This is a genomic window from uncultured Campylobacter sp. (genome assembly GCF_938002845.1).
Taxonomy (GTDB): Bacteria; Campylobacterota; Campylobacteria; order Campylobacterales; family Campylobacteraceae; genus Campylobacter_B.
Window position 1 is genome coordinate 1 of the sequence record NZ_CALKZP010000028.1, and the last position, 23,485, is coordinate 23,485.

Here is a 23,485-nt window from a genome sequence, read left to right on the forward strand (position 1 = left end):
GTTTGAAATTTTAAGTCTGCGGCAGACTACTTGTCTAGCCTTGACTTAAAATTTCCGCACAACATTCAAATCCATCTCAAAAATACTTCGCCTTAAAATTTTTGCGGTAGTTTGTCTTTTTCCTTTATACATCGTTGGAAACTCGGTCGGCTTCGGTCACGTATTACATATACGCTCTCTCGCCTCCGTCGTTTCCGCCTAGTCTAAAGAAAAAATACTGCGCCTTAAAATTTTCGGCGGCTCGTCTCGCGAGTGCTTTTTCGAAATTTGGCAAAATTTTTATTCTGCAGGCTATATGACGGGACCACCCGCCGCAAATAGCAAATTTAAAAGGATATAAAAATGGAAAACCAGATCAAAAATTTTCTGCAAAATTGCGAGCAAATTGCTAAATCACAAGCAAAGCGATACGAAAGTCGTAGCTCTTTTGCGACGAAAATTCCACCCGTTTTTATACTGCCTTATGATGAATTTGAGAAAAAATACGGCTCAAATTTATATTTGGATCGTAATTTTGACGTGCTGATGTTTGACGGCGATCTTAGTCTTTCGGAGGACACGATAAATTCCGCTTGGCTTAAGGATAAATTTAGCGAAGCGGGTGGCAAAAATAGCGCACGAGCGATGTTCGTTAACGGAAATTTATCCACCGGCGGCGATATCATCGATGATGATTATCTGTTTTTGCAAGTCGCCAAAGATACGGCGTGTGATTATCTGCATTCGCAGGACGGCGTTATCGCAATCGGCGGCAATCTAACGGCGCTTTGGGGCATAAGCGGCGAATACAACGACGGAATGTTGCAGGTTTTTGGAAAAACGCAAGCGCCGTATATAGTCTCAAACGATCACGCAATGCCTGATCATAGCGCTAGCGAATGCGTCTATGTCCTGGACGGACGGATCGGTCAAAGCTACATGGATGCGCTTGATGGTTGGGAGTTTTTTGAAAATAGCGAGCTGATGTTTAAGGACGGAATTGGCGAAGATGAGTATCAGATCAATATTTCCGCCTTTTTTGAATTCGTAAAAAAGGGCGTTAATCCGCTGGTGGATTTTAAAACTTTTGAAGCTAGAAAAGCCGCCATGGATGAAGAGAATGAAGAGCAGGAGCCAGAATGCGCGGGTGATTTGCCTAAAAATTCCGAGACGATATATTTAGAAAATTTCAGCGGCAACGACGAGGAGCTATACGAGTATATGATGAGCGAATTCGAGGCTATAGAAAAAATCGGCGACGAAAGCGAAAAATATGCTTATGGCGGCAGAGCTTTCAAGCTGTCTATCATTGCGGCGAGGATGGCGGAAAATTGGCGGCTGATTACCCAGCGTTACTCTGCGCAGCAGATAGACGATCTGCGCAAAATCATCATCAAAAGCGCGACGAATTTAGCCGATTATTTTTTAAAAATCGGCGATAAAAAACAGCTTGCGTTCATCTATGAATTTTTAAACGATGATGCGGTAAGCATCGAAAAAGACGAGCCGTTTTTATACGAAACGCTGGTGCGCGCGGGCTTGGAGCTGCAAGATTACGATAGTACTTACGCGTTAGTGTCCGTCATCGATAAAAAGTCTGAATTTTTGCCGCAGGAGATGGCAGAAAGCATCGCGGACGTGATTAAAAGCGAAGGATACCGGGCTTGGCTAGAAAAGCAGTAAGCTCCGAAAAGCAAAATTTTAAATTTTTCTAAAAGATAAAAATCAAAGAGGCGTTTATAAAATTTCAATCTAAATTTTTTGCGCCATAATAAGCCGAACGTCTGCTATAAAGCGGGTTTAAGCAAGGCGTCAAAATTTTAAAATTCCGTCAAATTTAAGTGCGTAAATTTAAGCTCACATTTGCAGGCTAAAATTTTACGGAAAATTCTTATCCTTGCTGCTGCATAGCTCGTTTAAAAAGCACTCCTTGCAGTTCGGCTTTATCGCCTTACAGGTGTAGCGGCCAAAAAGCACCATGCCTTGGTGCAGCTTACCAAGATCTGTTTTAAAAGCCTCGCTCAGATCGCGCTCCGTAAGCTCGGGCGTCTTTGCACGGCTCAGTCCCAGGCGATGCGCGACGCGAAATACGTGCGTATCCACCGCCATCACATTTGCGCCCGCGCCCTCTAAAAGCACGACGTGAGCGGTCTTTTGCCCCACGCCTGCAAGAGATTTGAGTCCCGCTTCATCAAGCGGCACGACGCCGCCGAAGTCGCGAACCACCGCCTGCGCCATTTTGATTAAATTTACCGCTTTGTTGTTGTAGAAATTGCACGAGCTGATTAGCAGCTTAACGCTTGCCAGATTGGCCTTTGCAAGCTCTGCAACGCTTGGGAATTCCGCAAAAAAGCGTGGCGTGATCAAATTTACACGCTTGTCGGTGCACTGCGCGCTAAGCATCACGCAGACCAAAAGCTGATAGTTGTCTTTAAATTTCAACTCGCTGCGCTCTTCCGCGAAGTTTTGTAAAATTCTCTTTTTTATCTCTAAAATATCTTTTTTACTTCTCATTTGCATTTCCTCAAGGCGGAATTCTACCCTAAAATTCTAAAAGTACAGTTTGATTGTTAACAACTTTGAGTTATAATCGCCGTTAAAATTTTTTTAAGGAATTGTGATGAAAAAAGTTTTATTTACAGCACTTAGTTTGGCTGCCGCTATCAGCCTTAACGCTACCGTTTATGCTACCGTAAATGGCAAAGACGTAACTGAAAAAGAGCTCGCTCCACTACTTCAAGGCATAGGCAATGTAGATATCGCTGCTCTTAATGCCGATCAAAAAAAGGAGCTTATCGATAAAGGCATTGATCTGATGCTGCTAACGGATGAAGCTAAAAAATCGGGCGTTATGGACGAAGACGTTTATAAAAAAGAGCTTGAAATCGTAAAAGATAACTTAGCGCTTCGTGTATGGCAGGCTAAAGAAGCCAGCAAAATAAATATTGATGATAAAGAAATAGCTGATTTTTATAACAAAAACAAAGCGCGCTTTACCGAGCCTGCGAGAATCAAAGCGGCTCAGATCGTCGTTAAAACCGAAGCTGAGGCAAACGATATTATTAAGCAGTTAAAAGGGCTTAGTGACAGTGCACTATTTACTAAATTTGCAGAGCTTGCCAAAGCCAAATCTATCGATCCGCAGGCTAAACAAACCGGCGGCGAGCTAGGCTGGATGCCTAGCGATCAGGTCAAGCCTTTTGCCGATGCGATCTCTAAGATAAAAGATGGTCAAATCACTACTAAAGCTATTAAAAGCAGAGTCGGATACCACGTCGTATTAAAAGAGGAGTCTCAAGCTAAAAAGCAGTTAAGTCAAAGCGAAGCAAAGCCTTTTATTGAGCGCGTGCTTAGACAGCAAAAAGCGGCGAAAGTAGTCGAGCAAAAAGCGGCAGATCTTCACAAAAACGCTAAAATCGAGTATAAATAATATAGGAGCTAAAAATGGGCGTTTTAGATATAGTAAAACCGGGCGTTTTAAGCGGCGATGACGTAAGTAAGGTCTATGCGTATGCGAAGCAGCAAGGCTTTGCGATCCCTGCGGTAAACGTAGTGGGGAGCAACTCCATAAACGCCGTCTTGGAAAGCGCTAAAATTGCAAATTCGCCTGTAATAATTCAGTTTAGCAACGGCGGCGCAGCGTTTTATGCGGGCGCTACTTGCCCTAATGCCGCAGTTTTAGGCGCTATCGCAGGCGCACATCAAGTGCATGCTTTGGCGGCTCATTATGGCGTTGCGGTGATTTTGCATACCGATCATGCCGCAAGGAAGCTGCTTCCGTGGATTGATGAGCTTATCAAAGCTAATACCACTCATAAAAAAGCCCACGGCGTGCCGCTGTTTAGCTCACATATGCTTGATCTTAGCGAGGATGATTTGGAGCTAAATTTAGCGACCTGCGAGAAGTATTTGGAAATTTTAAGCGATCTTGGAATTTCGCTTGAGATCGAGCTTGGCGTCACGGGCGGCGAAGAGGACGGCGTCGATAATACCGGCGTCGATAACGCGCGGCTTTACACCCAGCCTGCAGATGTCGCGCTTGCTTACGAGCGACTTGGCAAAATCAGCGACAGATTTAGCATTGCGGCGAGCTTTGGCAACGTCCACGGCGTGTATAAGCCGGGCAATGTCGTGCTGAGACCTGAAATTTTGAAAAATTCGCAAAAATTCGTGCGCGAGAAATTTAATCTGCAATCCGAAAAGCCCGTAAATTTTGTCTTTCACGGCGGCAGTGGCAGCGAGACCTCCGACATCAAGGCAGCCGTTAGCTACGGCGTCGTTAAGATGAATATCGACACCGACACGCAGTGGGCATTTTGGGACGGCGTGCGCGCTTATGAGGCCAAAAATCGCGGCTATTTGCAAGCTCAAATCGGCAATCCGGAAGGTGAGGATAAACCGAATAAAAAATTCTACGATCCTCGCAAATGGCTGAGAGCAGGCGAGCAGAGTATGGTGGCGCGCTTGCAGGTCGCATTTGACAATCTAAATTGCCTAAATAGGAACTAATATGGATCGCCCGAATAACGAAGTGCTCGATATCACGCTACCTGAGGCGAAGGAGCGCTCGTTAGCGGGCGTTTTTTTTAAGATTGCAGCTCTGCCTATCGCGGTTTTTGTGGTGTTTTTGCTGGGCTATTTGGGGCTTATTGGGCTGAAGGTAGAGACGCACTCGATCCTAATGCTTGCGGTTTTGCTCATTATTGCACTAATTTTAGCTCGTCATAATGCAGAATATGGCTGCTTAAATTTTCAAAATAATATCGATGATTTCAAGCGAGAGCTAAAAAATTACATCGTCGCCAATCTCCTAAGCATTGGCGGTAAGAAAAAATCCGATGCCAGCTTTGATCTTTTTGTGGACGAATACGGCTACTCGCTGCGTAATCAAAACTACGCTTCCGTCGCGTCGGCAGTCTTTCCGATGCTTGGAATTTTAGGAACTTTCATCTCGATTGCGATTTCGATGCCGCACTTTTCCTCAAGCAATATCGATGGGCTCGAAACCGAGATCGCGCAGCTTCTAGGCGGCGTGGGCACAGCGTTTTACGTCTCGATCTATGGAATTTTCTTAGCGCTTTGGTGGATATATTTTGAGAAAAAAGGCATTAGCAAATATGAGCGTCTGCTCATCAAATACAAAAATTCCACTAAAAATTTTTTCTGGAACAAAGACGAAATAACACAGGGCTATCTGAGTGAAATTTTAAACGCTAATTCTGAAATTTCGCGCTCATTTGCGATGATGAGCTCTACGAATTTTACTGAAAGGCTAAACCGCCTAATCGATGAAAAAATCGGCGCTTTTGAAAGCGTGATGGAAGCCGAGAAGCGAAGTATGGCGATTACACAAGAAGAGCTTGAAAAGGCAGGAGAGATGATCCAAAGGACAAATCTCGCTCACGGTGAGTTAGATAAGAGCTTCGCTCAAATTTTATCTGCGCTTAAGTCCGTGTCTGCAAGCCTAATCGAAATTCAAAACGGAATTTCCGCGCAGTATCTAAGCCAGTCCAAGGCTTTAACGGACGGGCAAGGCGAGCTGGCTAACGTTACGAGTGCATTAAGCGCTCAAATCAAGAGCCTAAATGCTTCCTTGGGCGGGTTTGCGGGCGAAATTTCAAGTTCGCAAAATGCTTACGCCGCTAAAATTGACGCTAGCTTTAAGGGACTAAGCGCGGATTTGAAGGCACTTTTAGGTGGAGAGGGCGCTGCGCGGACGAGCAACGAAAGCATCATCGAAGAGCTTCGAAAAACGCTTGCGAGCATCGATGAAAAAGCACTTTTAGATGAAAACGAATAACGAAGAAAAAGAGACCTTTTGGATCGCATACGCCGATTTGATGGCGGGGCTGCTTTTTGTTTTCGTGCTTTTAGTAGGCGGCATCATCGTCAAATACTTCCTCACGCAAAGCAGCCTGCAGGAGAAAGAAAGTCAAATTTCAAGCGCTCTAGCAAGCCTGCAAAGCCAGGAGAAAAAAAGCGCCGAGCTTGAGGCGCTGAATAAAATTTTTAGCGACCAGCTCGAGAAGCTAAATATCGAAAACACCGACCTTCGCAAGCAAAATTCCATCTACTTCATACAGATCGAAGATCTAACCGAGATGGCTGAGAAGCTGAAAAAAGAGAATTTAGACATCAACTCGCTTCTGCAAAAAGCGCGCGACGACGCCAACGCTACGATCAGTCAAAACGAGCTTAAAATCGCCTTTTTGCTCGATCAACTCACGCAGAAGCAGAGCGATTTTAATAAAATTTTACAAGACCTCAACGTCACGAAAAATCGCATCCGTAACCTAACCGGAATGAAGGTCAAGATCATCGCCGATCTGAAGGAGAAGCTGGGCGGCAAAATCCGCATCGACAACGAAAGCGGCGCGATGACGCTAAGCTCGTCGATCCTTTTCGACAAAGGCTCAAGCGAGCTGAAAGAGGGCGCCAAAGAGACGCTCCGCTCGACGCTGCAGAGTTATTTCGCCGCGCTTTTGAATAACGATGAAATTCGCGAAAATTTAGATCAGATCATCATCGAAGGGCACACAGATAGCGACGGCGGGTATTTGTACAATCTCGAACTCTCGCAAAACAGGGCGTTTGCGGTGATGGATTTCATCAACTCATGGAATAAAGATGAGCGGCTGCAAAAATATCTCATCGCCAGCGGTCGCAGCTACACGCAGCCCGTGATGCGCAGAGGCGTCGAGGACAAAGACGCCAGCCGCCGCATCGAGATCAAATTTACCCTTTCAAACAAAGAGGCGATGGAGGAGATCAGGAAATTTTTGCAGTTCGACGCGAACGCTACGAATTAGTAGCTCGCCCTTAACGGCTCGCTCGAAATTTTAGCCTGCAAAAAAGAGGGCTTAAAATTTTAAAATTCTTAACGAATTCGCGAATTGCTTGAAATTTCAGCGGCGACGGAACGCATCCTTTTATTTTGACGCGAATATTATGAACGAGCGTCTCGCTAAATTTTACCGTAGCCCTTACGTGGCGTTTATGTAGTATCTGCTGCGGCGGAATGGGTTTAAATTTTAAACCCGCGTATTTTGCCGCGCTTTTAGTGCTGCTGTGCGCGACGATATAATTCAAATTTTGACCTTTAAATTTAAGTCGCAAATTTAAGCAGGTTTAACGGGCGGCTTAAAATTTATGTAGGTTAAAATCCTTGTTCGTTCAGTTTTCTATATCCGTCACAACCGGCTTGATCACCCAAATCGCAAGCCTTGCTGAAGTATTTTTTTGCCATACTTATATTCTGACTTATGCCTTTTCCTAAATAATATGAAATTCCGATATTATAGCATCCGCTTCCATCTTTTAAATTGCAAGCTTTTAGATATAGTTCATTTGCCTTTTTATAATCTTGCTTTACGCCTTTGCCAGAGCTATACAAAACTCCTAGATTATAGCACCCTTTGCCATATTTTAAATCACAAGCCTTAGAATATAACTCATTTGCTTTATTATAGTTTTGTTCTACACCTTCTCCTTGTTCATATAAAAACCCTAGATTGTTGCATCCTGCGTCATATTCTAGGTCGCAAGCTTGAGAATATAGCTTGCTCGCTTTTTTATAATCTTTATTTATGCCTTTGCCGTGTTCATATAAAATTCCAAGATTAGTACATCCTATGCCATATCCTAAATTACAAGCTTTAGAATACAATTCACTCGCTTTTTTATAATCTTGTTTTTCATATAAAGCCCCTAGATCATTACATCCTAACCCATATCCTAGATTACAAGCTCGAGAAAGTAAGTTTCTTGCTTTCTCGATATTTTGTTTTATGCCTTCGCCTAAATAGTGTAAGACTCCAAGATTGTAACATCCTTCGGCAATTTCTAAATCGCAAGCTTTAGAATACAATTCGCTTGCTTTCTTATAGTCTTGTTTTATACCTTCGCCCGAGGCGTATAAGAGCCCAAGATTATTACATCCTGTGCCATGTCCTAAATCACAAGCTTTAGAATATAGTTCACTAGCTTTTTCGAAGTTTTGTTCTACATCTTTTCTTGAGTCATACCAAAGCCCTAATATATAGCATCCTTCGCTATATCCTAGATTGCAAGCTTTAGAAAGTAATTCATTCGCTTTTTTGTCGTCTTGCTTTATAGACGTACCTAAATAGTATGAAGCTCCAAGATTGTAACATCCTTCGGCAACTTCTAAATCGCAAGCTTTAGAATAGAATTGATCCGCTTTTTGGTAGCTTTGTTTTACGCCTTCCCCTTTTTCATATAAAATTCCAAGATTATGGCAGCTTTCGCCATGTTTTAAATCGCAAGCTTTAGAATATAGCTCGCTTGCTTTTTTATAATCCTGTTTTACACCTTCGCCCGAGGCATATAAAAGCCCGAGATTGTAGCATCCGCGGCCTTCTTGCAAATCGCAAGCTTTGGAAAGCATTTCGATCGCTTTTTTGTAATCTTGCTTTACTCCCTTGCCTGAGTGGTATAAAACACCCAGATTGCCGCAAGCTATGCCATTTTTTAAGTCGCAGGCCCTAGAATACAGTTCGGCCGCTTTTTTATAATCTTGTTCTGCGCCCTTGCCGTATTCATATGACGCCCCTAAGGTGGTGCAACCCCAGCCGTCTCCCAAATTACAGGCTTTAGAATTTAGCTCTTTTGCTTTCTCATAATCCTGCTTCACGCCATCCCCTGAATAGTATGCCATGGCGAGATTCACGCATGCTAAGGTATTGTTGCTATCGCATTCGCTTTGTAATCTGCTTATACCGGGATCTTCTTGTTCCGCCGATGGCAAAGCCGTGGCTTCTGCTATCGATAAAGCCGCCGTAGCGATCAGCGCTAAAAATATCTTTTTCATACATCGCTCCATTTAAAATTTCGGCTATTTTATTTCATTTTCGCTTAATCTTTTGAAAATCGGCGAGCTGTAAATTTACATCGCCGCGAGCTTAAAGGCGAAATTTAGCAAAAAGCGTTAAAATTCCAAGCATTACAAGGAGCAAAAATGAAAATTTTAAAAAGCACGGACGCAAATTTCAAAGAGGAATTTGCGAGGTTGGTGCGCCGCGGCGAGACGGATATGAGATCGGTAATGCCCGTCGTAAGCGGCATCATCGAGGAGATCAGAGCGCGCGGCGATGAGGCGCTAGCTGAACAGATTGAGAAATTTGACAGATGGCGCGTGCAGGGCGATCTGGCTATCACGCAAGAGCAGATGAGCCGCGCGTATGAAGGCTTAACCGCAGAGCTTAAAAACGCGCTACAGGTCGCATACGAGCGCATCTACGCTTATCATGAAAAACAGCTTGAGAGAAGCTGGTTTAGCTTCGATCCAAGCGGCGCGATGCTCGGACAAAAGATCACGCCGGTAGATCGCGCGGGGCTGTATATCCCGGGGGGCAAGGCAGCGTATCCGAGCTCGCTTCTGATGAACGCGATCCCCGCAATCGTCGCGGGCGTGGAGGATATCAGCGTCTGCACCCCCGCCGTGGGCGGCGTCGTAAACGAGCTACTGCTTGCGGCGATGCATGTGCTAGGGATCAAAAAGGCCTACAAAGTGGGCGGCGCCAGCGCGATCGCGGCGATGGCATACGGCACGCGCACGATCGGCAAGGTCGATGTCGTCACGGGCCCCGGGAATATCTTCGTCGCAACCGCTAAAAAGCTCGTGTTCGGCGACGTAAATATCGATATGATCGCGGGCCCTAGCGAAGTGGGCATCATCGCAAACGCCGCGGCAAATCCGCGCAACATCGCCGTGGATCTGCTCAGCCAAGCCGAGCACGACGAGATCGCAAGCAGCTTTTTGATAAGCGACGATGAAAAATTCGCCCTCGCCGTCGCCGAGCACATCGAGCGCGAGCTGCCTACGCTCGCGCGTGAGCCGATCGCTCGCGCCAGCATCCAAAACAAAGGCGCGATCATCATCGCGCGCGATATGAGCGAGTGCGTGGGGCTAATGAACGAGCTTGCGGTCGAGCACCTCGAGATCGCGACCGAGAACGCCTACGAGCTGCTTCCGCGCATACGCCACGCAGGCGCGATATTTTTGGGTCACTACACGCCCGAGGCGATGGGCGATTACCTCGCAGGTCCTAATCACACGCTGCCGACCGGCGGAAGCGCGCGATTTTTCTCGCCTCTGGGGGTTTATAACTTCATCAAACGAAGCTCGATCATAGCGCTAAATAAACGCGCCATAGACGAGTTAGGGGGCGCGTGCATGGCGCTAGCGGATGCCGAGGGGCTGGGCGCGCACAAAAAATCGGTGCAGATTAGATTTGATGAGAAGTGATTTTGCGCTGCAGCCCCAAGAGGCGGTGGGGACGGAATTTTAAAAAGCACTGGCGGCAGTTGCGAAACCGCGAACCGAAATTTTAAAATTTAAATATGCGTTAAATTTTAAAAAGCAGTAGCGTCTTAGCGAGGGCGAAATTTTAAAATTTAAAGACGCATTAAATTTTAAAAAAATAGGTGATATTTAGGTAAAATTTAAGGTAAATTTGCCAAGCCAGATGCTATACTTTCGCTGATTTTTTACAAGGAGAGAAAATGAAAAAATCACTTTTAGTTTTGGCTAGTTTTGGCTTTGCGCTAAGTCTTAGCGCCGCAGATCTTGCAGATAGCTGCAAAGAGTACTTCGCAGATCTTGACAAGATGGTCGATACCTACAAACAAGCAGGTCAAGAGCAGCAGGTCAAGATGTACGAGGATCAAAAAAAACAGTCCATGGATCAGATCAGCGCACTTCCTAAGGAGCAGCAAGAGGCCACTTGCAAACAAGCTAAAGAGATATTTAAGCAAATGATGGATCAGATGAAACAACAAGGCGCTATGAAATAAGCACCTTCGCAGGCACGATGATGCCTTCTTCAGTCGCGGCGATGTGATATCGTCGCGATTAATTCTCTTTAATCTCACATTTTTTTAAAAATTTTTAAATTTTAAAATTTGGATGTTTTATCCTCGTTGCTTTCAGGGCTTGCTAAGAATTTCAGATTTGATATTTAGCTTGTTGCAGGAAGTCAAAACCAATAAAGCGCTCGTCGTCGTTAAAATGCTCCGCAAGGCGACGCATCTTAGTGGGACGCTGCGGTGCACCAAAGATTTACGAGCCGTTTTGGCGCGGCTCGAAACAGCGCCTCATCAATATGATGAATTCGAGGCTCGGTTTAAGCGTTATTTTATCGCGATTTGAAATAGCCGGGGCTCATAGATAGAGCGAATTTACGTATAAGTTTGCGGCTCTGCCTATGAAATTTACGGCCAAAAACATCTCGCAAAATCGCCTCGGATTTTAATCCTTAGTAACGATCGCGCCGTTTTTTATTTCGTGCACGCAGACATTTCTGTGCAGCTCCTTGCCGGCATCTAAAGTATAGTAGTGCGTTGTTACTGTGCAGCGTAAATCGGCGTCGATGACGAACTCCTGCTTGGCGCGCATCGGCGGCTTGCTTTTACCGCAGTGCACGTAATCGGCGTAAATTTCGCGACAATCGCTTATATGAAATGCGTCGTTTAAAAGGCAGATAAAAACGTATTCGTGCCCCTGTTTGCTATCTTGAAAATCCATCAGATAAAGCCTTAGCAGAATTGTTTTGGCGCTCTTTTTTGGCAAACGACAAGCCCTTATGTCTCTGATCCTCTCCCAATACGCGCTTAGATTGTCGATTAAAAAATTCTCCTTTGCGAACGAAAACAGCTCATTTTTATCAAGTAAATTTTTATCGATAGCTGCTAAGGGCGAAATTTCTCCCGGATAGCGCATTGGCAGTTGCGCGATCGGTAGATCGTCGTAGATATTTTTCATACTCTGATAAATCTCTGGCCGCGGCGCATCGTCTTCCTTGACCGCGGCATTTTCCATGCCGCATAGCGCAAGTAGGCACAGCAAAAATATCCACACCTGCTTCATAACATTTCCCCTCGTTTCGGTCGCGATCTCTTTACTCCTGATCATACTGCAAATTTTAAAGCCTTAATATGAAGAAAAAAAGATCAAAAATCAAAGCGCCCTTTTTACAACCACTCTCGCGCTGTCTTTTTCTGCCCTTACTTTTGGGTTAATTTAATCAGAGTTTTCTTCTTGTGTGAAACGGACGATGCGCTGCTATTCGTCTTCCGTAGCCTTTTCGGTGAAGCTAACGATGCGCGGCGCTGCGATGCGCGCGTAATCCCGCGCGTTTAAAATGATCGAGTGATCGAGCAAGCCTGCGTTGAAAGCGATCTCATCAAAGCGTCCGAATAGCGACGGATCGGCGATTAGCAGCAGCTTGTCGTGGAAGCTAAAGGGTGGCACCGAGCCGATGACGCAGTCCGTGAGATCGCCCACTTCATCGGGGCTTACGAGCGATGCTTTCGTGCCGCCGAGCCCCTCTGCCAAGCGCTTTAGATCGGTTTTATGATCGGCTGCGAAGACCGCTAGGACGTAGATTCTGCCGTTTCTGCCCGCGGGTTTGTCGCTAGGAAGCTTCAGCTGCTGCGGCACGTTGGCGCAAATTTGATCGGCGGTTAAAGCTAAATTTGCTGCGCAGGCGCCGTTTTCGCAGCCTTGAGCGCTCGCAAAGCTGGAAGCGTTAGGGTTTTGCGCATCATCGACGTTTGCTAAATTTAAATTTTGCGCGAAAGAAATTCGCCCGTCCTTAAAGCCCTTGATCGTGCAAACTAGCGCCTTTGCGCCTTGTCCCAGCTGCGTGCCTCGGGCTTTGGCGACTTCGGCGGAGGTGCCCGCGCTTTGGTGAGCTACTACGCGGAAGTGCGCGCCCTGCTGCGTCAAAAGCTCTTTTAGACTTTCAAAAATTCTCTCTGACATGCTCTCTCCTTGTTTTTGCGAAATTATACTGAAATTTTAACTAAACGACGCATCGGCGCCAAATTTTGCAACCTCGCCACTTTTGTTGGCGCAATGCTTGCCGCCGCCGCATAGGCTTTGTATGTCGCGCATTTTACGGCTAAATTTTTAAAATTTAAAAGGCGGATAGGCTGAAGGCGCGCTAAATTTTACGGCCGCAATCTACGCAGAAGCGCGATAAGGTCCCGTCGCGCATAAAATTTACGCAAAGCCCGCGGTAAAATTTCGCGGTTAAAATTTGTGCAAAGGCGCAGCATAGTTTTTAAAAAGGGCGGTTAAATTTTCTACGCGCAGTTCAGCTCTTGCGAGCGATTTGACTTTTGTGAGCAGTTTGGCTTTTGCAAGTAGTTCGGCTAGTCGGCTCGTTTGCAAACGGCTAGGCTTTCCTTGCGGCGCGGACATCTATAGGCGGGGCTTAAAAGCAGATCGCGTATCTCTTTTGCAGGCGGTTAGGCTTTTCTGCGTGCACGCACCCGTGCGACGACCTGCCAAAGCCCTGTATCATTTCGCAGCTCCTTCCGCCACGAAAACGACGCCTCGCTCATCTATGAAAAGACGTAGCGCATCGCCCCCTCGCCGTTTTGCACGAGCACAATCTCCTCCGCTTCTTTGTGCGCGGTTAGGCGCAGCGCCGTGCCGACGCAGCCGTAAAAAATATCCCACGTCCCGCTTGCGGGCTCATAAATCCTTATCGTCGTGCCGTATTCGGCGTCCGGTTGCGGATTTGCGAGCCGCTGCGCGCGCGAGGGCACGATAAATACGTCCTGTACCGCGGATCCGTCCAAAACCCGCGCGAAGAGCCACTCGCCTCTGACTTCACGCGGCGTGCCGCTCTGCAGGCCGTCCGTCCACCATATGTCCCAATCGCCGATGAGCGGTGCGAAAAAATCGTGCTCGCTCGGTATCTTTGCGCTCCGTGCGTCGCTGCACAGAGCCTTTGCAAATCCGCTTTTTTGCATTAACGCTCCTTGTGAAATTATTTCATCTTGCGGATTTTAGGCTCTTTGCTCTCTACGAGCTCGTAAATTCTAAGCTCGACCTTGACGTCTTTGGGCGCTAAAATTCTAATTTCGCCGCCGTCGTAGGCGAATGGATGCGTAAGCTCGTAATAGATCCGCTTCTTTTGCTTCTTGCCGTCGCAGAGCATCAGCGTTTGAGCAAGCTCATCGCCGCCGCTAAACTCGTAATAAAGCCCGTCCGAGCCCTCTTTTTGCTCTATTTTGCCGCCGATTAGATACGCGTCGTTGCAGTCGGCCTTGATCTCTTTTGAAAAGATCGCTTCGACCTTAAATTGCTGCGGCGGCATCTTTGACGGCATTAGCTGAAAGACGTTTAGCTGCTTTTGCGCCTCGCCGCCGAACAAAAATAGCGGCAAGAGGAAAAATAAAACGATTTTTCTCATTTTTTACTCCTTGAAAAGATATTTTTATTCAAAATTTTAGCGAAATTTTTACTCATTAGTCTGAATTTTCAATTGACTTCGTTTTTGCCTACAATACAGATGATGTCTTTTAGCGCCTCCGTCTCTGATTTTAACGCCTCGCTATCGGTTTTTTGCGCGGCACTCTTTTTGTTTGCTAAATTTTTGCTAGAGCCTTGCGGCGAGGGTTTTTCGCGCGAGTTTAAAATTTCGGCGGCGTCGCGCGATATTTCGCCCTGCGTCTGCGCGATGGAAATTTCGCCGCTAGCCCCGCTGGCCTTACCCGTGCGGCGGCTTAGCACGCTTTTGACGCTTATCTTTTCGCCTGCGTAAAACGCCTCGCAAAGCCCGTCTCGCGCCTCATAGTCCGTCACCTTGACGCTGCCTTCTTGAAATTTATAAAATTTCACCCGTTTTGCTCCTCGTAGTTCTTCGGCTCCGCGCCATACGTCGCTCTGCGCATCGAGACCCGCGAGCGCAAATGCGCCGTCTGCCGCCTTATACATATCGCCGAGCCTTATCGGTATTCGTTCGCCGCTCTTTTTGGTAAGCACGAAGCCGATCTTTTCGCCATCTTTTGGGTGCGGGCGGAACTGCCCCGAGAAAAACGCCGTGAAAAACGCGACCTCCTTGATCTCGCCGTCGGTGCCTAGGTATCTCGTCCAGCCATCTTCGGGCACGTCGATCTCGGCGACGTCTCGCCCGTCTTTTGCGCCGCATTTTAAGCCCGCGCAGCCGCTAAGCGCTAATGCTGCAAGCGCGGCTAAAAATAAGTTTTTCATATTTTCCCTTCAAATAAATTTTGGCTCAGAGCAGGGCGCCCGCCCCGCCTCGGCGCGTAAATTTGCGCAAAATAGGCGCGCTAGCTTGCTCTGCGGTATTGAGGCGCTACCGCATCTAAACACACATAAATCGCGCGAGATAAGCGGTAGCGCGGAATTTTAACGTCGCTCGGCGCGTTTTGCAAGCGCTTTGCGGCAAATCCGCTTGAAACCTCGGGCGCGCAAAGCCCGTATTGCGGCTAAATTTATCAAGCCGACGTCGCCCAGATGCGTAAAAATCGCTGTCCGCTCGTCTCAAACGAGCACTCCTGCCAGTCCCAGTCGTTTTCGCCGCCCATTGCAAAATTTTGAGGTTCGCCTGATAGATCCGCCGCGCTCAAAGCAGCCGTTATCCGCTCTTTCATAAAATCATCGGGCTCGCAGGACTTGAATTTTTCAAATTTTATCTCGTGAAGGGAGGCGAGCCCAAAGTCCGCGCGCACGAGCTTGCCGCACTCTCGCGCGAACTCCGCCGCGCTGCATTCGTGCTTTGGGGCGTAGTACCAAACCTCCAGCTCCTCGATGCTTTCGCCCCCAAATTTTATGGATTTTATCATTTCGTCTTCCATTTCGCTAGTCGCGGCGGTTTAAATTTGATCGCTTAAATTTCACTTGCCCCATACGGCGCATGGCTTACGCGCAAGATAAAACCTTCGCCATTTGGCGCAAGCGCGCTGCGCGGTCAAATTTTAAATTTATCCGCCGCGCTTTAAATTTAGACGCCGAAGTCCGCCCGCATCCCCTCTTTGCCTTTCGGCGTAAAATAGCAAACGACGTAGCAGAGCATTCGGTCTTTGCAGTCGTATTTGGCTTCGAGAGCCTCGATAATGCGCGCAAACTCCTGCGGCGCTCTGCCCTCAAAGGCGCCTCGTAGCTCCTATGCGGCTATGTGTTTCGGACTAAGGAGCAGATATGTCGCGCCGCCGTCCTCATCCTCGCTTATCGCGCGTAAAATTTCACCGCTCGCGCGAATGCCCCTTGCCGTCCCACTCGCGCAGGCTTAAAAACGTCGTGCCGCCGTCAGCGTCCAAAGCCTTTTCGTTTAAAATTTGAGCGCGTAAGGCGCCTTCATTTAAGCTTTCCTCGCTCGCGACCTCGATAAAAACGTCCGTGCCGAGTAGATAGCTGGTCCGCTCAAACTCGCTTTCGTACTCCCAGCTGTCAAATTTAGCGACAAATTCGCGCACCCGCTCGTCTGCTTCGCAGCCGAACATCATCGCGTCGCTATCTGAAATTTTAACGATATAAGGCTCGTTCATGAGGCTTTTCTAAATTTTATTGCGGCTCGCATTTGCCGTAAACCCACTCGCGAGTTTCGTTTAACTTAAACTCGCCGTCTTTTAGAAAGTACTGCTTGCTGCTTTTGATCGCGTTTTTGCCCGCGGCTATGTAGTCGCCGATGAAGCCGCGATCCAGGACGTCGTGCGCTAAAATTTCAGGCTCAAAGACGTTTTGCGTCTTTTGCGTTTCGTGCCATTTGCCGCTCTCATCAGGCTCGCGCAGGGTGATCGAGATGTTGTTGCCCGCCTCGTCGTAGTCGTAGATATACTCGTACTGCTTGCCATTGGAAACCTGGCGATTTTTTATCACGTTGCCGCGCGCATCGTAGCTAAACTCGTTTTCAAACACGACCTCCCAGCGCTGCAGCTCCTCGCGCCAAAGCACGGTTTGCTCGCGTAGAGGCCTGCTTTCCTCGGTCTCCTCGTGTACGTTTTTGTAGTACTCCCTCCACTCGTTTTTTGCGGCGTCCCAGCGCGATCTTAGCTCGGTAAAACGCCTATGCTTAGGCTCGATTTTGCGCAAGATCTTTTCATCGCGCTGCCATGTGTCGTCCTTCCATATAAAATTTATCTCGCTGCGCGTCCCGTCCCCTGCCGTAAAGACGGTGTGTTTTGTAAGAGGTACCCATTTGCCGCGCCACGCGTAGCCTTCGGAGCCCGCGTAAACGTCGCCGTTATAGTGATATATCGATTTTTCGTATGGCATCCATTTTTTTGCTTTGGCGTTCCATTCATAGGTCGCTACGAAATTGTTTCTATCGTTTTCATCGACAATCCTTTTTGTAAGGTGCGTCGGCGTCCATCTGCCCTTTTTTAGCGTGAAATTTTGCAAAATTTCCGTTTTGCCTTCGCGCTTTTCGACGGCTTTTTCACCCTCGTATGGCTTGCCGTCCTTGCTTTGCAGGCTGAAATAAATTTTTGAGCCGTCAGCAGCGATCTCCTGCTTGCTCATCGCCGTTTCGCGCAATTTGTTTGTATTCGCGTCCCAGTCGTATTCGACATTTTCGATTTCGCGCTCGCCGCTTTCGTCAAATTTGCTAAAGCTTTTCGATACGGATACCCCCTCTTCGCCGCTCTTTTTGTAGATTTTTTCTAGGCGGCGGGTTTTGGCGTCGTAGTTTTGGCTCACTTCATATTCGTAGCGCGGTACGGCGCCGCCCTCTGTTTTGTAGCTCGTCTTTTGCAGGCAAATTTTATCCGTTCGCGCTTTGAAATTTGATGCCGTTTCGTGCGTCTCGCCCGTCTCGGCCGCGCCCACAGGCATCGCAAGCGCTAATGTCGCCGCCAAAATAAAGCCTGCTAAAACCGCCGTCCGCGCCCTCGAATTTACCGCCGTCCGCGCTCTAAAAGCGCCCGCCGAAATAATCGCTCGCGCCTTTAAATTTAGCGCTGCAAAATCTGCCGCACCCTCGGGCGAAATTTTAAAAACACCTCTCATGACCGCTCCTTTTATTGTCTAAATTTTAATCCATGCTATGTCCGCTAAATTTAAACGCAAAGCTCGCGCAACGCCGCGTCCGCATAAATAGCGTCGCACCTGCTAAATTTAACCGCGACGTTCGCGTAAGGCTGCGCAGGTAAAATTTATCCGCGAAATTTTACCTGCGCATCTTCAAACGCTACTTTATCTTTTTATATTTCCACGTCTGCTCCGTTATGAGCTCGAGTTTTCCGTTTTTAAGCTTAAATTCCTTAAAGCTCGTTATCGCGTAGATACTAGGCATCTCAAACATCATCAGCGCGGCTCCGTGCCCCACGCTGTCTGCCGGGATTGCGGTATCGTAAGTAGCCTCCGAGCGCCCGGTTTGCACCCATTTGCCGCTCGCATCAAGCTTGTAGATATCCATCGCCGTATTGCTGCCGTGCTCGTCGTAGCTATAGACGTATTTGCCGCTGCTGGAATTTGATTCGTAGCTTTGCACGAGCGGGCGCTCGCCCGATTTGTCGTAAATTTCGCCGTTTGAGTAGCTTTTGATCCAATCTTTAAGTTGTTCGTCCCACAGATACGAGGTCATATTAAGATCTGCGCCCTTCTTTATAGCGGTCTGTTTGCTCATATTATCCCACGCGCCCTTCTCGTCGTTCCAGATGAAGCTCGTAACGACCTCCTCGCCCTTTGCGGCATCAAGCTCATGCTTACTCATCGTCGCGTTTTGCCATGCGCCGCCCCTAAAAGTGCTGCGGATCTGCTCGTAGCTGCCGTTTCGATCGCCGTTAAGCATCTCTCGCTCGCTGTTTTGCCACGCGCCGTTTACAAACTCGTAGCTCACGTATCCGCTCATTTCTCCTGCGGCGTCGTAGAAAATTTCGGTTTTATCTTTGGGCTGCCAGCTCTTGCCGTCCCATTTGAAGCTTATCGTAAGCTCCTCCTTATCCAACGCGTTTTTTACGGATCTGTTCATGCTATCTTTCTGCCATTTGCCCTTTACAAACTTATATCGCACGTCCTGCGTCGCGTTACCGTCGTAGCTGGAGACGGTTTTACTCGCATTGCGCGTGCCGTCATCCGCTATCGAATTGCTTTCGCGCGTCGTGACGTTACCCTTTACGCTTTCCGTGTAGTCTTCTATTTTTTTCCACTTGCCGCTTTTAAGATCGAGGTTAAATACTTCAAATTTAACCATATCCCCCTTTTCGTCAAAGTAGCTGATCTCTTTGTAGCTAGAGCCTAGGCCGTCCGAGGAGTTCGTATCTCTTACCTGCTCCAGCTTGCGCGCCGCCGCGTCGTAGCTTAGATGCGTGCTCTCCTTGCGCTCCCCGAGTGAGCTGTAGCTCATGCTTTGCACCATATACTCATACTCCTTGGCAAACGCCGCCGCACAGAGCAGCGCAAGTATCGTAGCGAGCTTTTTCATCCTCTCTCCTTGGAAAAATTTTTGATAATTATATAATATTCGTATATAAAAACGGATAAAATTTCGGCGCGCGGCTAAATTTAAAAAACTTCGATTTCTAGGCGGTAGCGGTGGAATTTTACGTCGCCGAAGCGCCGGTTTTACTCAAATATGTGGCGCAAATTTTACGCAAGCCGCCAGGGACGCCTTTGGGTGAAATTTAAGAGAAATTTCTATAAAATTCGGCTCAAATTACATTAAGGAGCGCTTATGGGATACGTTTATTTGGGGCTTGCTATAGTTTTGGAGCTAGCGGGGACCAACTGTATGAAGCTCTCGGACGGATTTAGTAAGCTGAATTATTCTCTAGCCACGCTAGCGGCATACGGCGCGTGCTTTTATTTTTTAGCGCTTGCGCTAAAAACGGTAAAGCTTAGCGTCGCTTACGCTACGTGGGGTGGGCTCGGCATAGTATTAGCATCGCTGCTTTCGGTGTTTTACTTCCACGAAAAGCTCTCTGTGCCCGCGATATGCGGCATAGCGCTCATCGTGATAGGCACGGCGATGTGTAATTTCTTCGGCGCAGGACACTAAGGCCGCGCGCCTTTACGAGCTAGCAATGCGTTTAAATTTGGGCGAGGAATAGGGTGTAAAAGCGGATCGAATGACGCAGTGGCTAAATTTTAAGCCGCCCAATCTCGCAAAAATTTCTTATCGATCAGGTCGTAGTTTTTATACAGCCTGTGCAGCTCGTCTCGCACCTCCATCAGCGCAAAGCCGAGCAGATTTCGCTCACGCCTTTTCCTTAAAATTTTATTTTGAAGCATAGTTTGAAATTTGCCTAAATTTAGCCTGTAAGCTGAAATTTAGACAAAATACGGCTAAGCTAGCAAAGCCCGCCAGAGGGCAAGCTTAGCCGCAAATTTAGTCGCAGAAGCGCTCGTCCGTACGGTATTTCTTGCGCTCGGCGATGTAATCGGCTCTGTTTTTCGGATCGGCAAAATACTGCTTTTGCTTCTGCTGATCGGCTTTGAGCTTTTCTATCACTTCCTTTAGAGCCGCCTTGCGGTCGCTAGCCATGGATGGGAATTTATCCGAAAATATCGCCTTGTACGGATGATCCTTTACCCAATCGACCGCCTTTTCGACTATGATCTGCTGCTTATCGATGTCGCAAAACGCGTATGGGTTGATCACGTCGCCCGCAAGGTGCATGAAAGCGGAATTTGCCTCTACCGTCTCCATAAACATCGCGCCGCTGACGTCGATTACCGAAGCGAAAGAGATAAAGCGGTATTTGCCCGCGTAGAACCAAAACACCGCGTCGTCCTTGAGCCCTAGATCATAAGCGCGCGCAGCGACGGTCATCAGCGTGGTCGGAGCGACCATATCCGGGGCGTCCTCGATGATTTTGATCGCCTTTTTTAGGCTCGGCACGTCGTTTTTCATCAACAGATCGTCGATCGGCTCGTAAACATGCACGTATTCGGGCTTACCCTCCTTAGCCGAATAAAACGGCGAAACATAGATGTCGATCGAAGTGATTTTTTCCACCTTACCCTCACCCTGGTCTTGGGCGCTCAAAGTCGCAGCCGCCGCCGCGCAGAGTAGCAGTGAGCGAAATTTTTTCATGGTTTCTCCTTCGGTTAAATTTTGTAAATTTGCTTCGTAATTATACCTTGAAATTTAAGAGCGCGAGCTTGATTTTTAACGAATATATTTTTGCGGAATTTTAATTTTTGCGGCGGCTCTATTTTCTTTTTATTCGGCTTTATCGCGACGCTTTACGCGGCTAAATTTAAGCGCCGTTAGCTGCTAAATTTACATTTCAATTTAGCTCGCTCACGCAAATTTTATAAATTTTGGCGCCTTTTAAAAGAGCTAAATATTCGCCGTTCCCGTACGAGCCGCAGCCCTCATTTTTGTTATTTTTCGATCCGTCTGCGCCGAGAAAATTTAGGCTGATTTTTCTGTCGAATTCTAGCGTTTCGCCTTTAAATTTAAACAAAAACAGCTCATCTTTGTCGTTATCAGCCGGGCAAAACAGCACGCTTCGCTCATCCAGCGCGAAGTCGCGGCTCGCAAAAATATAATCGCTCTTTGAAAATTCTAGCTCGCACGTTTCAATAGCCGCGGAGCCTGGTTTATAAGAACTGATTTTCGGAGTATACGCCGTGGCTTGCCCGTCCTTGATACGAACGAAATCAAAGCTACTGCAATAGTGCGCGTAGCACGCGCCGCCAAATAGATTTATTGCGTAGCAGTCGTGAATCCGGCTGAGGTCAAATCCATAGAGCTTTTCGCCCGCTTCGTTCCAAACGGCGAGTTCGCACTCGTCTCCGCCGAAGTTGCCGAAGAGCCCGTCGCCAAAATATGAAACGTAGAGGTGCCCGCCTTGCGCTATGATCTTTGCTATGCCGTCGCCCACGCAAATTTTGCCCGTTTGGGCGCCCGGCTCATCGATAAATTTTAAATTTTCCTCGCTGCGTCTTAACTTCTCATCGTAGCGCGAGCGAGCGTTTAGCAGCGCCCAACGGTTTGGAAAATCCACGGGCACGGCGAAGCGGTAGCCGTTTTCGTCCGCGCCGGTTTTTATCTCGCGCAGCCGCCCGTCTCGCATAAATTTTATGACGTATTCGCCCGCATCCTCGCATAGAAAATATATCTCGCCGTGCTCGGTGATGCCGATGCTGACGAGCTCTCGCGCCTCTTTTGGCGTTAGTTCATAACAAGGGGTTAAATTTAACCGCGATTCTTTGATTTTAATGGACTTTGACATTTTGATTTTTTAAATTTTACCGCTAAAGCCCGTTTCCGCCGCGTCGCGGTAGAAATCGATCTGATCTTTTTTGATGATGCGGATGTAGTCGGTGCTGCCGGGATGACCGCTTTGAAAGCCCGCCGTCATCACATAGGTGCCGTCCTCTTCGATGAGCCCGCGCTGTAGAGCCTCGCTTATGATACGTGCGAGCAGCGAGTTGATGCTCGTTTTTTCCCTGACCATCGCTGGATTTACGCCCCACACGAGACTTAACGCGTGCGCGGTTTGCTCGTCGTGTGCGATTGCGATGATGTCGATTTTGGCGCGGTTGCGTGCGAGTTTGATCGCCGAACGCCCCGAGCCCGTGATCGAAAGTATCGCGCCCGCGCCCAGCCTTGCGGCAAGCGCTGCGGTGCTTGAGGTGATCATATCGGTCTCGTCGTAGAAATCGTAATCGTTAAATTTATCGTAAGGGTAGATCTTTTCGGTCTCGCGGATCGTCTCGCTCATCGCGGCGACCACGGCTGCAGGGTTTTTGCCGATGGCGCTTTCCTCGCTTAGCATCACGGCGTCGGTGCCGTCGAGCACGGCGTTTGCGACGTCGCTGATCTCGGCTCTGGTAGCGCGCTCGTGCTCGGTCATGCTAAGCATCATCTGCGTGGCGGTGATGACGGGCTTTGAGCGGGCGTTGGCAAGAGCTATGATGCGCTTTTGTATACGCGGGATCTCATAAAACGGCATCTCGATGCCCAGATCTCCGCGCGCGACCATTATGCCGTCGCTTGCTTCGATGATCTGCTCGATGTTTTCTACAGCGTCGAATTTTTCGATCTTGGCGTAAATTTTAGCCTTTGAGCCCAGCGAGTTTAAAATTTCGCGCACGCGCAGGATGTCGTTTTGCGACTGCACGAAGGAGATGCCTACGAAATTTACGCCGTGCGCCGCGCCCCAGCGCAGATCCTCGAGGTCTTTTTGCGTTATAACGTCGATATTTAGGCGGGTGTTTGGGAAGTTCACCCCCTTATTCGAGCTCAAAAAGCCGTCGTTTTCGAGCACCGCTCGCACGCCTTGCTCGCTTACCGCGACTACCTTGGCGCGGATTGAGCCGTCGTAGAGGTAGATAAACTCGCCTACCTTCATCAGCGGCAAAATTTCGGGGTGGTTGATACACAGCTCGTATTCGCCCTCTGCGGTCTTTTTGCCGATGATTTCGCGAGGAAGGAAGGTGATTTTATCGCCCGTTTTTAGTTTAAAATTTTCCTCGAGTTTGCCGACGCGGATCTTTGGGCCGCTGATGTCCTGAAAGACGCCTACGCGCACGCCCAGGCTCTTTTCTATGGTGCGGATTTTGTTTAAATTTGCCTCGTGATACTCGTGCGTGCCGTGGCTGAAGTTCATCCTAAAGGCGTTGCAACCCGCCTTTACCATCGCGCTCATCATCTCTTCGCCATCGCTTGCGGGCCCGATGGTCGCTAAAATTTTGGTTTTTTTAAGCATCTTTTCTCCTTTAAATTTAAAATTTATCGCCGCATTAGGCGAAATTTTACGTGAAATTTTAAAATTTCTA

General features: G+C 47.9%; 23 protein-coding genes. 8 read left to right on the forward strand and 15 right to left on the reverse strand.

The features are described from left to right. Positions 1 to 342: 342 nt before the first annotated feature. Complete coding sequence (locus Q0224_RS03600; protein ID WP_297949153.1) at positions 343 to 1,662, forward strand: hypothetical protein; 1,320 nt, start codon at positions 343 to 345, stop codon at positions 1,660 to 1,662. A gap of 195 nt (positions 1,663 to 1,857) precedes the next feature. Here Q0224_RS03600 and nth read toward each other — a convergent pair whose 3' ends face one another. After that, the gene (gene nth / locus Q0224_RS03605) at positions 1,858 to 2,493 is read right to left on the reverse strand and encodes an endonuclease III (RefSeq protein WP_297949154.1); all 636 of its coding nucleotides are present in this window, start codon (positions 2,491 to 2,493) and stop codon (positions 1,858 to 1,860) included. A gap of 106 nt (positions 2,494 to 2,599) precedes the next feature. On the opposite strand from nth, the gene Q0224_RS03610 reads away from it, so the two are divergent. The 4 genes from Q0224_RS03610 to Q0224_RS03625 are packed head-to-tail and all read left to right on the forward strand — an operon-like array spanning position 2,600 to position 6,788. Beyond that, entirely contained in the window at positions 2,600 to 3,409 is an 810-nt protein-coding gene (locus tag Q0224_RS03610; RefSeq protein WP_297896504.1) for a peptidyl-prolyl cis-trans isomerase, read from the forward strand. A gap of 14 nt (positions 3,410 to 3,423) precedes the next feature. Then, on the forward strand, positions 3,424 to 4,488 hold the full coding sequence (gene fbaA / locus Q0224_RS03615; protein WP_297949156.1) for a class II fructose-bisphosphate aldolase: 1,065 nt from the start codon (positions 3,424 to 3,426) through the stop codon (positions 4,486 to 4,488). Between the two features lies 1 nt (position 4,489). Next, positions 4,490 to 5,779 (forward strand): MotA/TolQ/ExbB proton channel family protein, encoded by a 1,290-nt coding sequence (locus tag Q0224_RS03620; RefSeq protein ID WP_297949158.1) that lies wholly within the window; start codon positions 4,490 to 4,492, stop codon positions 5,777 to 5,779. Then, complete coding sequence (locus Q0224_RS03625; protein WP_297949159.1) at positions 5,766 to 6,788, forward strand: OmpA family protein; 1,023 nt, start codon at positions 5,766 to 5,768, stop codon at positions 6,786 to 6,788. The genes Q0224_RS03620 and Q0224_RS03625 overlap by 14 nt, the downstream gene beginning before the upstream one ends. 347 nt (positions 6,789 to 7,135) lie before the next feature. On the opposite strand, the gene Q0224_RS03630 is transcribed toward Q0224_RS03625, so the two are convergent. Next, the gene (locus tag Q0224_RS03630) at positions 7,136 to 8,809 is read right to left on the reverse strand and encodes a hypothetical protein (protein ID WP_297949161.1); all 1,674 of its coding nucleotides are present in this window, start codon (positions 8,807 to 8,809) and stop codon (positions 7,136 to 7,138) included. Positions 8,810 to 8,956: 147 nt separating this feature from the next. Here Q0224_RS03630 and hisD point away from each other — a divergent pair, with 147 nt between their 5' ends. Beyond that, positions 8,957 to 10,246 (forward strand): histidinol dehydrogenase, encoded by a 1,290-nt coding sequence (gene hisD / locus Q0224_RS03635; RefSeq protein ID WP_297949163.1) that lies wholly within the window; start codon positions 8,957 to 8,959, stop codon positions 10,244 to 10,246. Positions 10,247 to 10,503: 257 nt separating this feature from the next. Next, complete coding sequence (locus Q0224_RS03640; RefSeq protein ID WP_297949165.1) at positions 10,504 to 10,794, forward strand: DUF5339 domain-containing protein; 291 nt, start codon at positions 10,504 to 10,506, stop codon at positions 10,792 to 10,794. 454 nt (positions 10,795 to 11,248) lie between these two features. On the opposite strand, the gene Q0224_RS03645 is transcribed toward Q0224_RS03640, so the two are convergent. The 9 genes from Q0224_RS03645 to Q0224_RS03685 all read right to left on the reverse strand — a co-directional run bounded on the left by Q0224_RS03645 (position 11,249) and on the right by Q0224_RS03685 (position 19,178). Next, positions 11,249 to 11,911, reverse strand: a complete 663-nt coding sequence (locus Q0224_RS03645; protein WP_297949166.1) for a hypothetical protein — start codon at positions 11,909 to 11,911, stop codon at positions 11,249 to 11,251. 150 nt (positions 11,912 to 12,061) lie between these two features. Further along, on the reverse strand, positions 12,062 to 12,763 hold the full coding sequence (locus Q0224_RS03650; protein ID WP_297949167.1) for a YbaK/EbsC family protein: 702 nt from the start codon (positions 12,761 to 12,763) through the stop codon (positions 12,062 to 12,064). 584 nt (positions 12,764 to 13,347) lie between these two features. Next, a complete protein-coding gene (locus Q0224_RS03655; protein ID WP_297924389.1) occupies positions 13,348 to 13,761 on the reverse strand; it encodes a hypothetical protein in 414 nt (137 codons plus the stop codon). 17 nt (positions 13,762 to 13,778) lie between these two features. Then, positions 13,779 to 14,204, reverse strand: coding sequence for an ecotin family protein (locus Q0224_RS03660; protein ID WP_297949168.1), 426 nt, complete (start codon positions 14,202 to 14,204; stop codon positions 13,779 to 13,781). A 68-nt stretch (positions 14,205 to 14,272) separates the two neighbouring features. Beyond that, the gene (locus Q0224_RS03665) at positions 14,273 to 15,004 is read right to left on the reverse strand and encodes a hypothetical protein (protein WP_297949169.1); all 732 of its coding nucleotides are present in this window, start codon (positions 15,002 to 15,004) and stop codon (positions 14,273 to 14,275) included. Positions 15,005 to 15,252: 248 nt separating this feature from the next. After that, positions 15,253 to 15,600 (reverse strand): hypothetical protein, encoded by a 348-nt coding sequence (locus Q0224_RS03670; protein WP_297949171.1) that lies wholly within the window; start codon positions 15,598 to 15,600, stop codon positions 15,253 to 15,255. A gap of 399 nt (positions 15,601 to 15,999) precedes the next feature. Continuing rightward, positions 16,000 to 16,302, reverse strand: a complete 303-nt coding sequence (locus tag Q0224_RS03675) for a hypothetical protein (protein WP_297949172.1) — start codon at positions 16,300 to 16,302, stop codon at positions 16,000 to 16,002. A gap of 16 nt (positions 16,303 to 16,318) precedes the next feature. Further along, positions 16,319 to 17,761: a hypothetical protein gene (locus tag Q0224_RS03680; RefSeq protein WP_297949174.1), complete on the reverse strand. Its 1,443-nt coding sequence runs from the start codon at positions 17,759 to 17,761 to the stop codon at positions 16,319 to 16,321. 181 nt (positions 17,762 to 17,942) lie between these two features. Continuing rightward, positions 17,943 to 19,178: a hypothetical protein gene (locus tag Q0224_RS03685; RefSeq protein WP_297949176.1), complete on the reverse strand. Its 1,236-nt coding sequence runs from the start codon at positions 19,176 to 19,178 to the stop codon at positions 17,943 to 17,945. A 249-nt stretch (positions 19,179 to 19,427) separates the two neighbouring features. Between Q0224_RS03685 and Q0224_RS03690 the strand changes: the two genes are divergently transcribed. Continuing rightward, positions 19,428 to 19,751, forward strand: a complete 324-nt coding sequence (locus tag Q0224_RS03690; RefSeq protein WP_297881746.1) for a multidrug efflux SMR transporter — start codon at positions 19,428 to 19,430, stop codon at positions 19,749 to 19,751. Between the two features lie 89 nt (positions 19,752 to 19,840). Here the strand turns inward: Q0224_RS03690 and Q0224_RS03695 are convergent, their stop codons facing one another. From Q0224_RS03695 to pyk, 4 genes are all read right to left on the reverse strand, one after another. Next, on the reverse strand, positions 19,841 to 19,984 hold the full coding sequence (locus Q0224_RS03695; protein ID WP_297949179.1) for a hypothetical protein: 144 nt from the start codon (positions 19,982 to 19,984) through the stop codon (positions 19,841 to 19,843). A 97-nt stretch (positions 19,985 to 20,081) separates the two neighbouring features. Further along, positions 20,082 to 20,789, reverse strand: a complete 708-nt coding sequence (locus Q0224_RS03700; protein ID WP_297949181.1) for a cytochrome-c oxidase — start codon at positions 20,787 to 20,789, stop codon at positions 20,082 to 20,084. 196 nt (positions 20,790 to 20,985) lie between these two features. After that, complete coding sequence (locus tag Q0224_RS03705) at positions 20,986 to 21,936, reverse strand: hypothetical protein (RefSeq protein ID WP_297949183.1); 951 nt, start codon at positions 21,934 to 21,936, stop codon at positions 20,986 to 20,988. A gap of 9 nt (positions 21,937 to 21,945) precedes the next feature. Further along, positions 21,946 to 23,415: a pyruvate kinase gene (gene pyk / locus Q0224_RS03710; RefSeq protein WP_297949184.1), complete on the reverse strand. Its 1,470-nt coding sequence runs from the start codon at positions 23,413 to 23,415 to the stop codon at positions 21,946 to 21,948. Between the last annotated feature and the right edge of the window lie 70 nt (positions 23,416 to 23,485).

Bases quoted from the DNA above. Each gene is read 5' to 3' on its own strand.
- nth (WP_297949154.1), bottom strand. From the start codon at position 2,493: ATGAGAAGTAAAAAAGATATTTTAGAGATAAAAAAGAGAATTTTACAA.
- Q0224_RS03690 (WP_297881746.1), top strand. From the start codon at position 19,428: ATGGGATACGTTTATTTGGGGCTTGCTATAGTTTTGGAGCTAGCGGGG.
- Q0224_RS03670 (WP_297949171.1), bottom strand. From the start codon at position 15,600: ATGATAAAATCCATAAAATTTGGGGGCGAAAGCATCGAGGAGCTGGAG.
- Q0224_RS03600 (WP_297949153.1), top strand. From the start codon at position 343: ATGGAAAACCAGATCAAAAATTTTCTGCAAAATTGCGAGCAAATTGCT.
- Q0224_RS03650 (WP_297949167.1), bottom strand. From the start codon at position 12,763: ATGTCAGAGAGAATTTTTGAAAGTCTAAAAGAGCTTTTGACGCAGCAG.
- Q0224_RS03655 (WP_297924389.1), bottom strand. From the start codon at position 13,761: ATGCAAAAAAGCGGATTTGCAAAGGCTCTGTGCAGCGACGCACGGAGC.
- Q0224_RS03680 (WP_297949174.1), bottom strand. From the start codon at position 17,761: ATGAGAGGTGTTTTTAAAATTTCGCCCGAGGGTGCGGCAGATTTTGCA.
- Q0224_RS03640 (WP_297949165.1), top strand. From the start codon at position 10,504: ATGAAAAAATCACTTTTAGTTTTGGCTAGTTTTGGCTTTGCGCTAAGT.
- Q0224_RS03705 (WP_297949183.1), bottom strand. From the start codon at position 21,936: ATGTCAAAGTCCATTAAAATCAAAGAATCGCGGTTAAATTTAACCCCT.
- Q0224_RS03675 (WP_297949172.1), bottom strand. From the start codon at position 16,302: ATGAACGAGCCTTATATCGTTAAAATTTCAGATAGCGACGCGATGATG.
- Q0224_RS03620 (WP_297949158.1), top strand. From the start codon at position 4,490: ATGGATCGCCCGAATAACGAAGTGCTCGATATCACGCTACCTGAGGCG.
- hisD (WP_297949163.1), top strand. From the start codon at position 8,957: ATGAAAATTTTAAAAAGCACGGACGCAAATTTCAAAGAGGAATTTGCG.
- Q0224_RS03660 (WP_297949168.1), bottom strand. From the start codon at position 14,204: ATGAGAAAAATCGTTTTATTTTTCCTCTTGCCGCTATTTTTGTTCGGC.
- Q0224_RS03665 (WP_297949169.1), bottom strand. From the start codon at position 15,004: ATGAAAAACTTATTTTTAGCCGCGCTTGCAGCATTAGCGCTTAGCGGC.
- pyk (WP_297949184.1), bottom strand. From the start codon at position 23,415: ATGCTTAAAAAAACCAAAATTTTAGCGACCATCGGGCCCGCAAGCGAT.
- Q0224_RS03625 (WP_297949159.1), top strand. From the start codon at position 5,766: ATGAAAACGAATAACGAAGAAAAAGAGACCTTTTGGATCGCATACGCC.
- Q0224_RS03630 (WP_297949161.1), bottom strand. From the start codon at position 8,809: ATGAAAAAGATATTTTTAGCGCTGATCGCTACGGCGGCTTTATCGATA.
- Q0224_RS03645 (WP_297949166.1), bottom strand. From the start codon at position 11,911: ATGATCAGGAGTAAAGAGATCGCGACCGAAACGAGGGGAAATGTTATG.
- Q0224_RS03685 (WP_297949176.1), bottom strand. From the start codon at position 19,178: ATGAAAAAGCTCGCTACGATACTTGCGCTGCTCTGTGCGGCGGCGTTT.
- Q0224_RS03695 (WP_297949179.1), bottom strand. From the start codon at position 19,984: ATGCTTCAAAATAAAATTTTAAGGAAAAGGCGTGAGCGAAATCTGCTC.
- fbaA (WP_297949156.1), top strand. From the start codon at position 3,424: ATGGGCGTTTTAGATATAGTAAAACCGGGCGTTTTAAGCGGCGATGAC.
- Q0224_RS03700 (WP_297949181.1), bottom strand. From the start codon at position 20,789: ATGAAAAAATTTCGCTCACTGCTACTCTGCGCGGCGGCGGCTGCGACT.
- Q0224_RS03610 (WP_297896504.1), top strand. From the start codon at position 2,600: ATGAAAAAAGTTTTATTTACAGCACTTAGTTTGGCTGCCGCTATCAGC.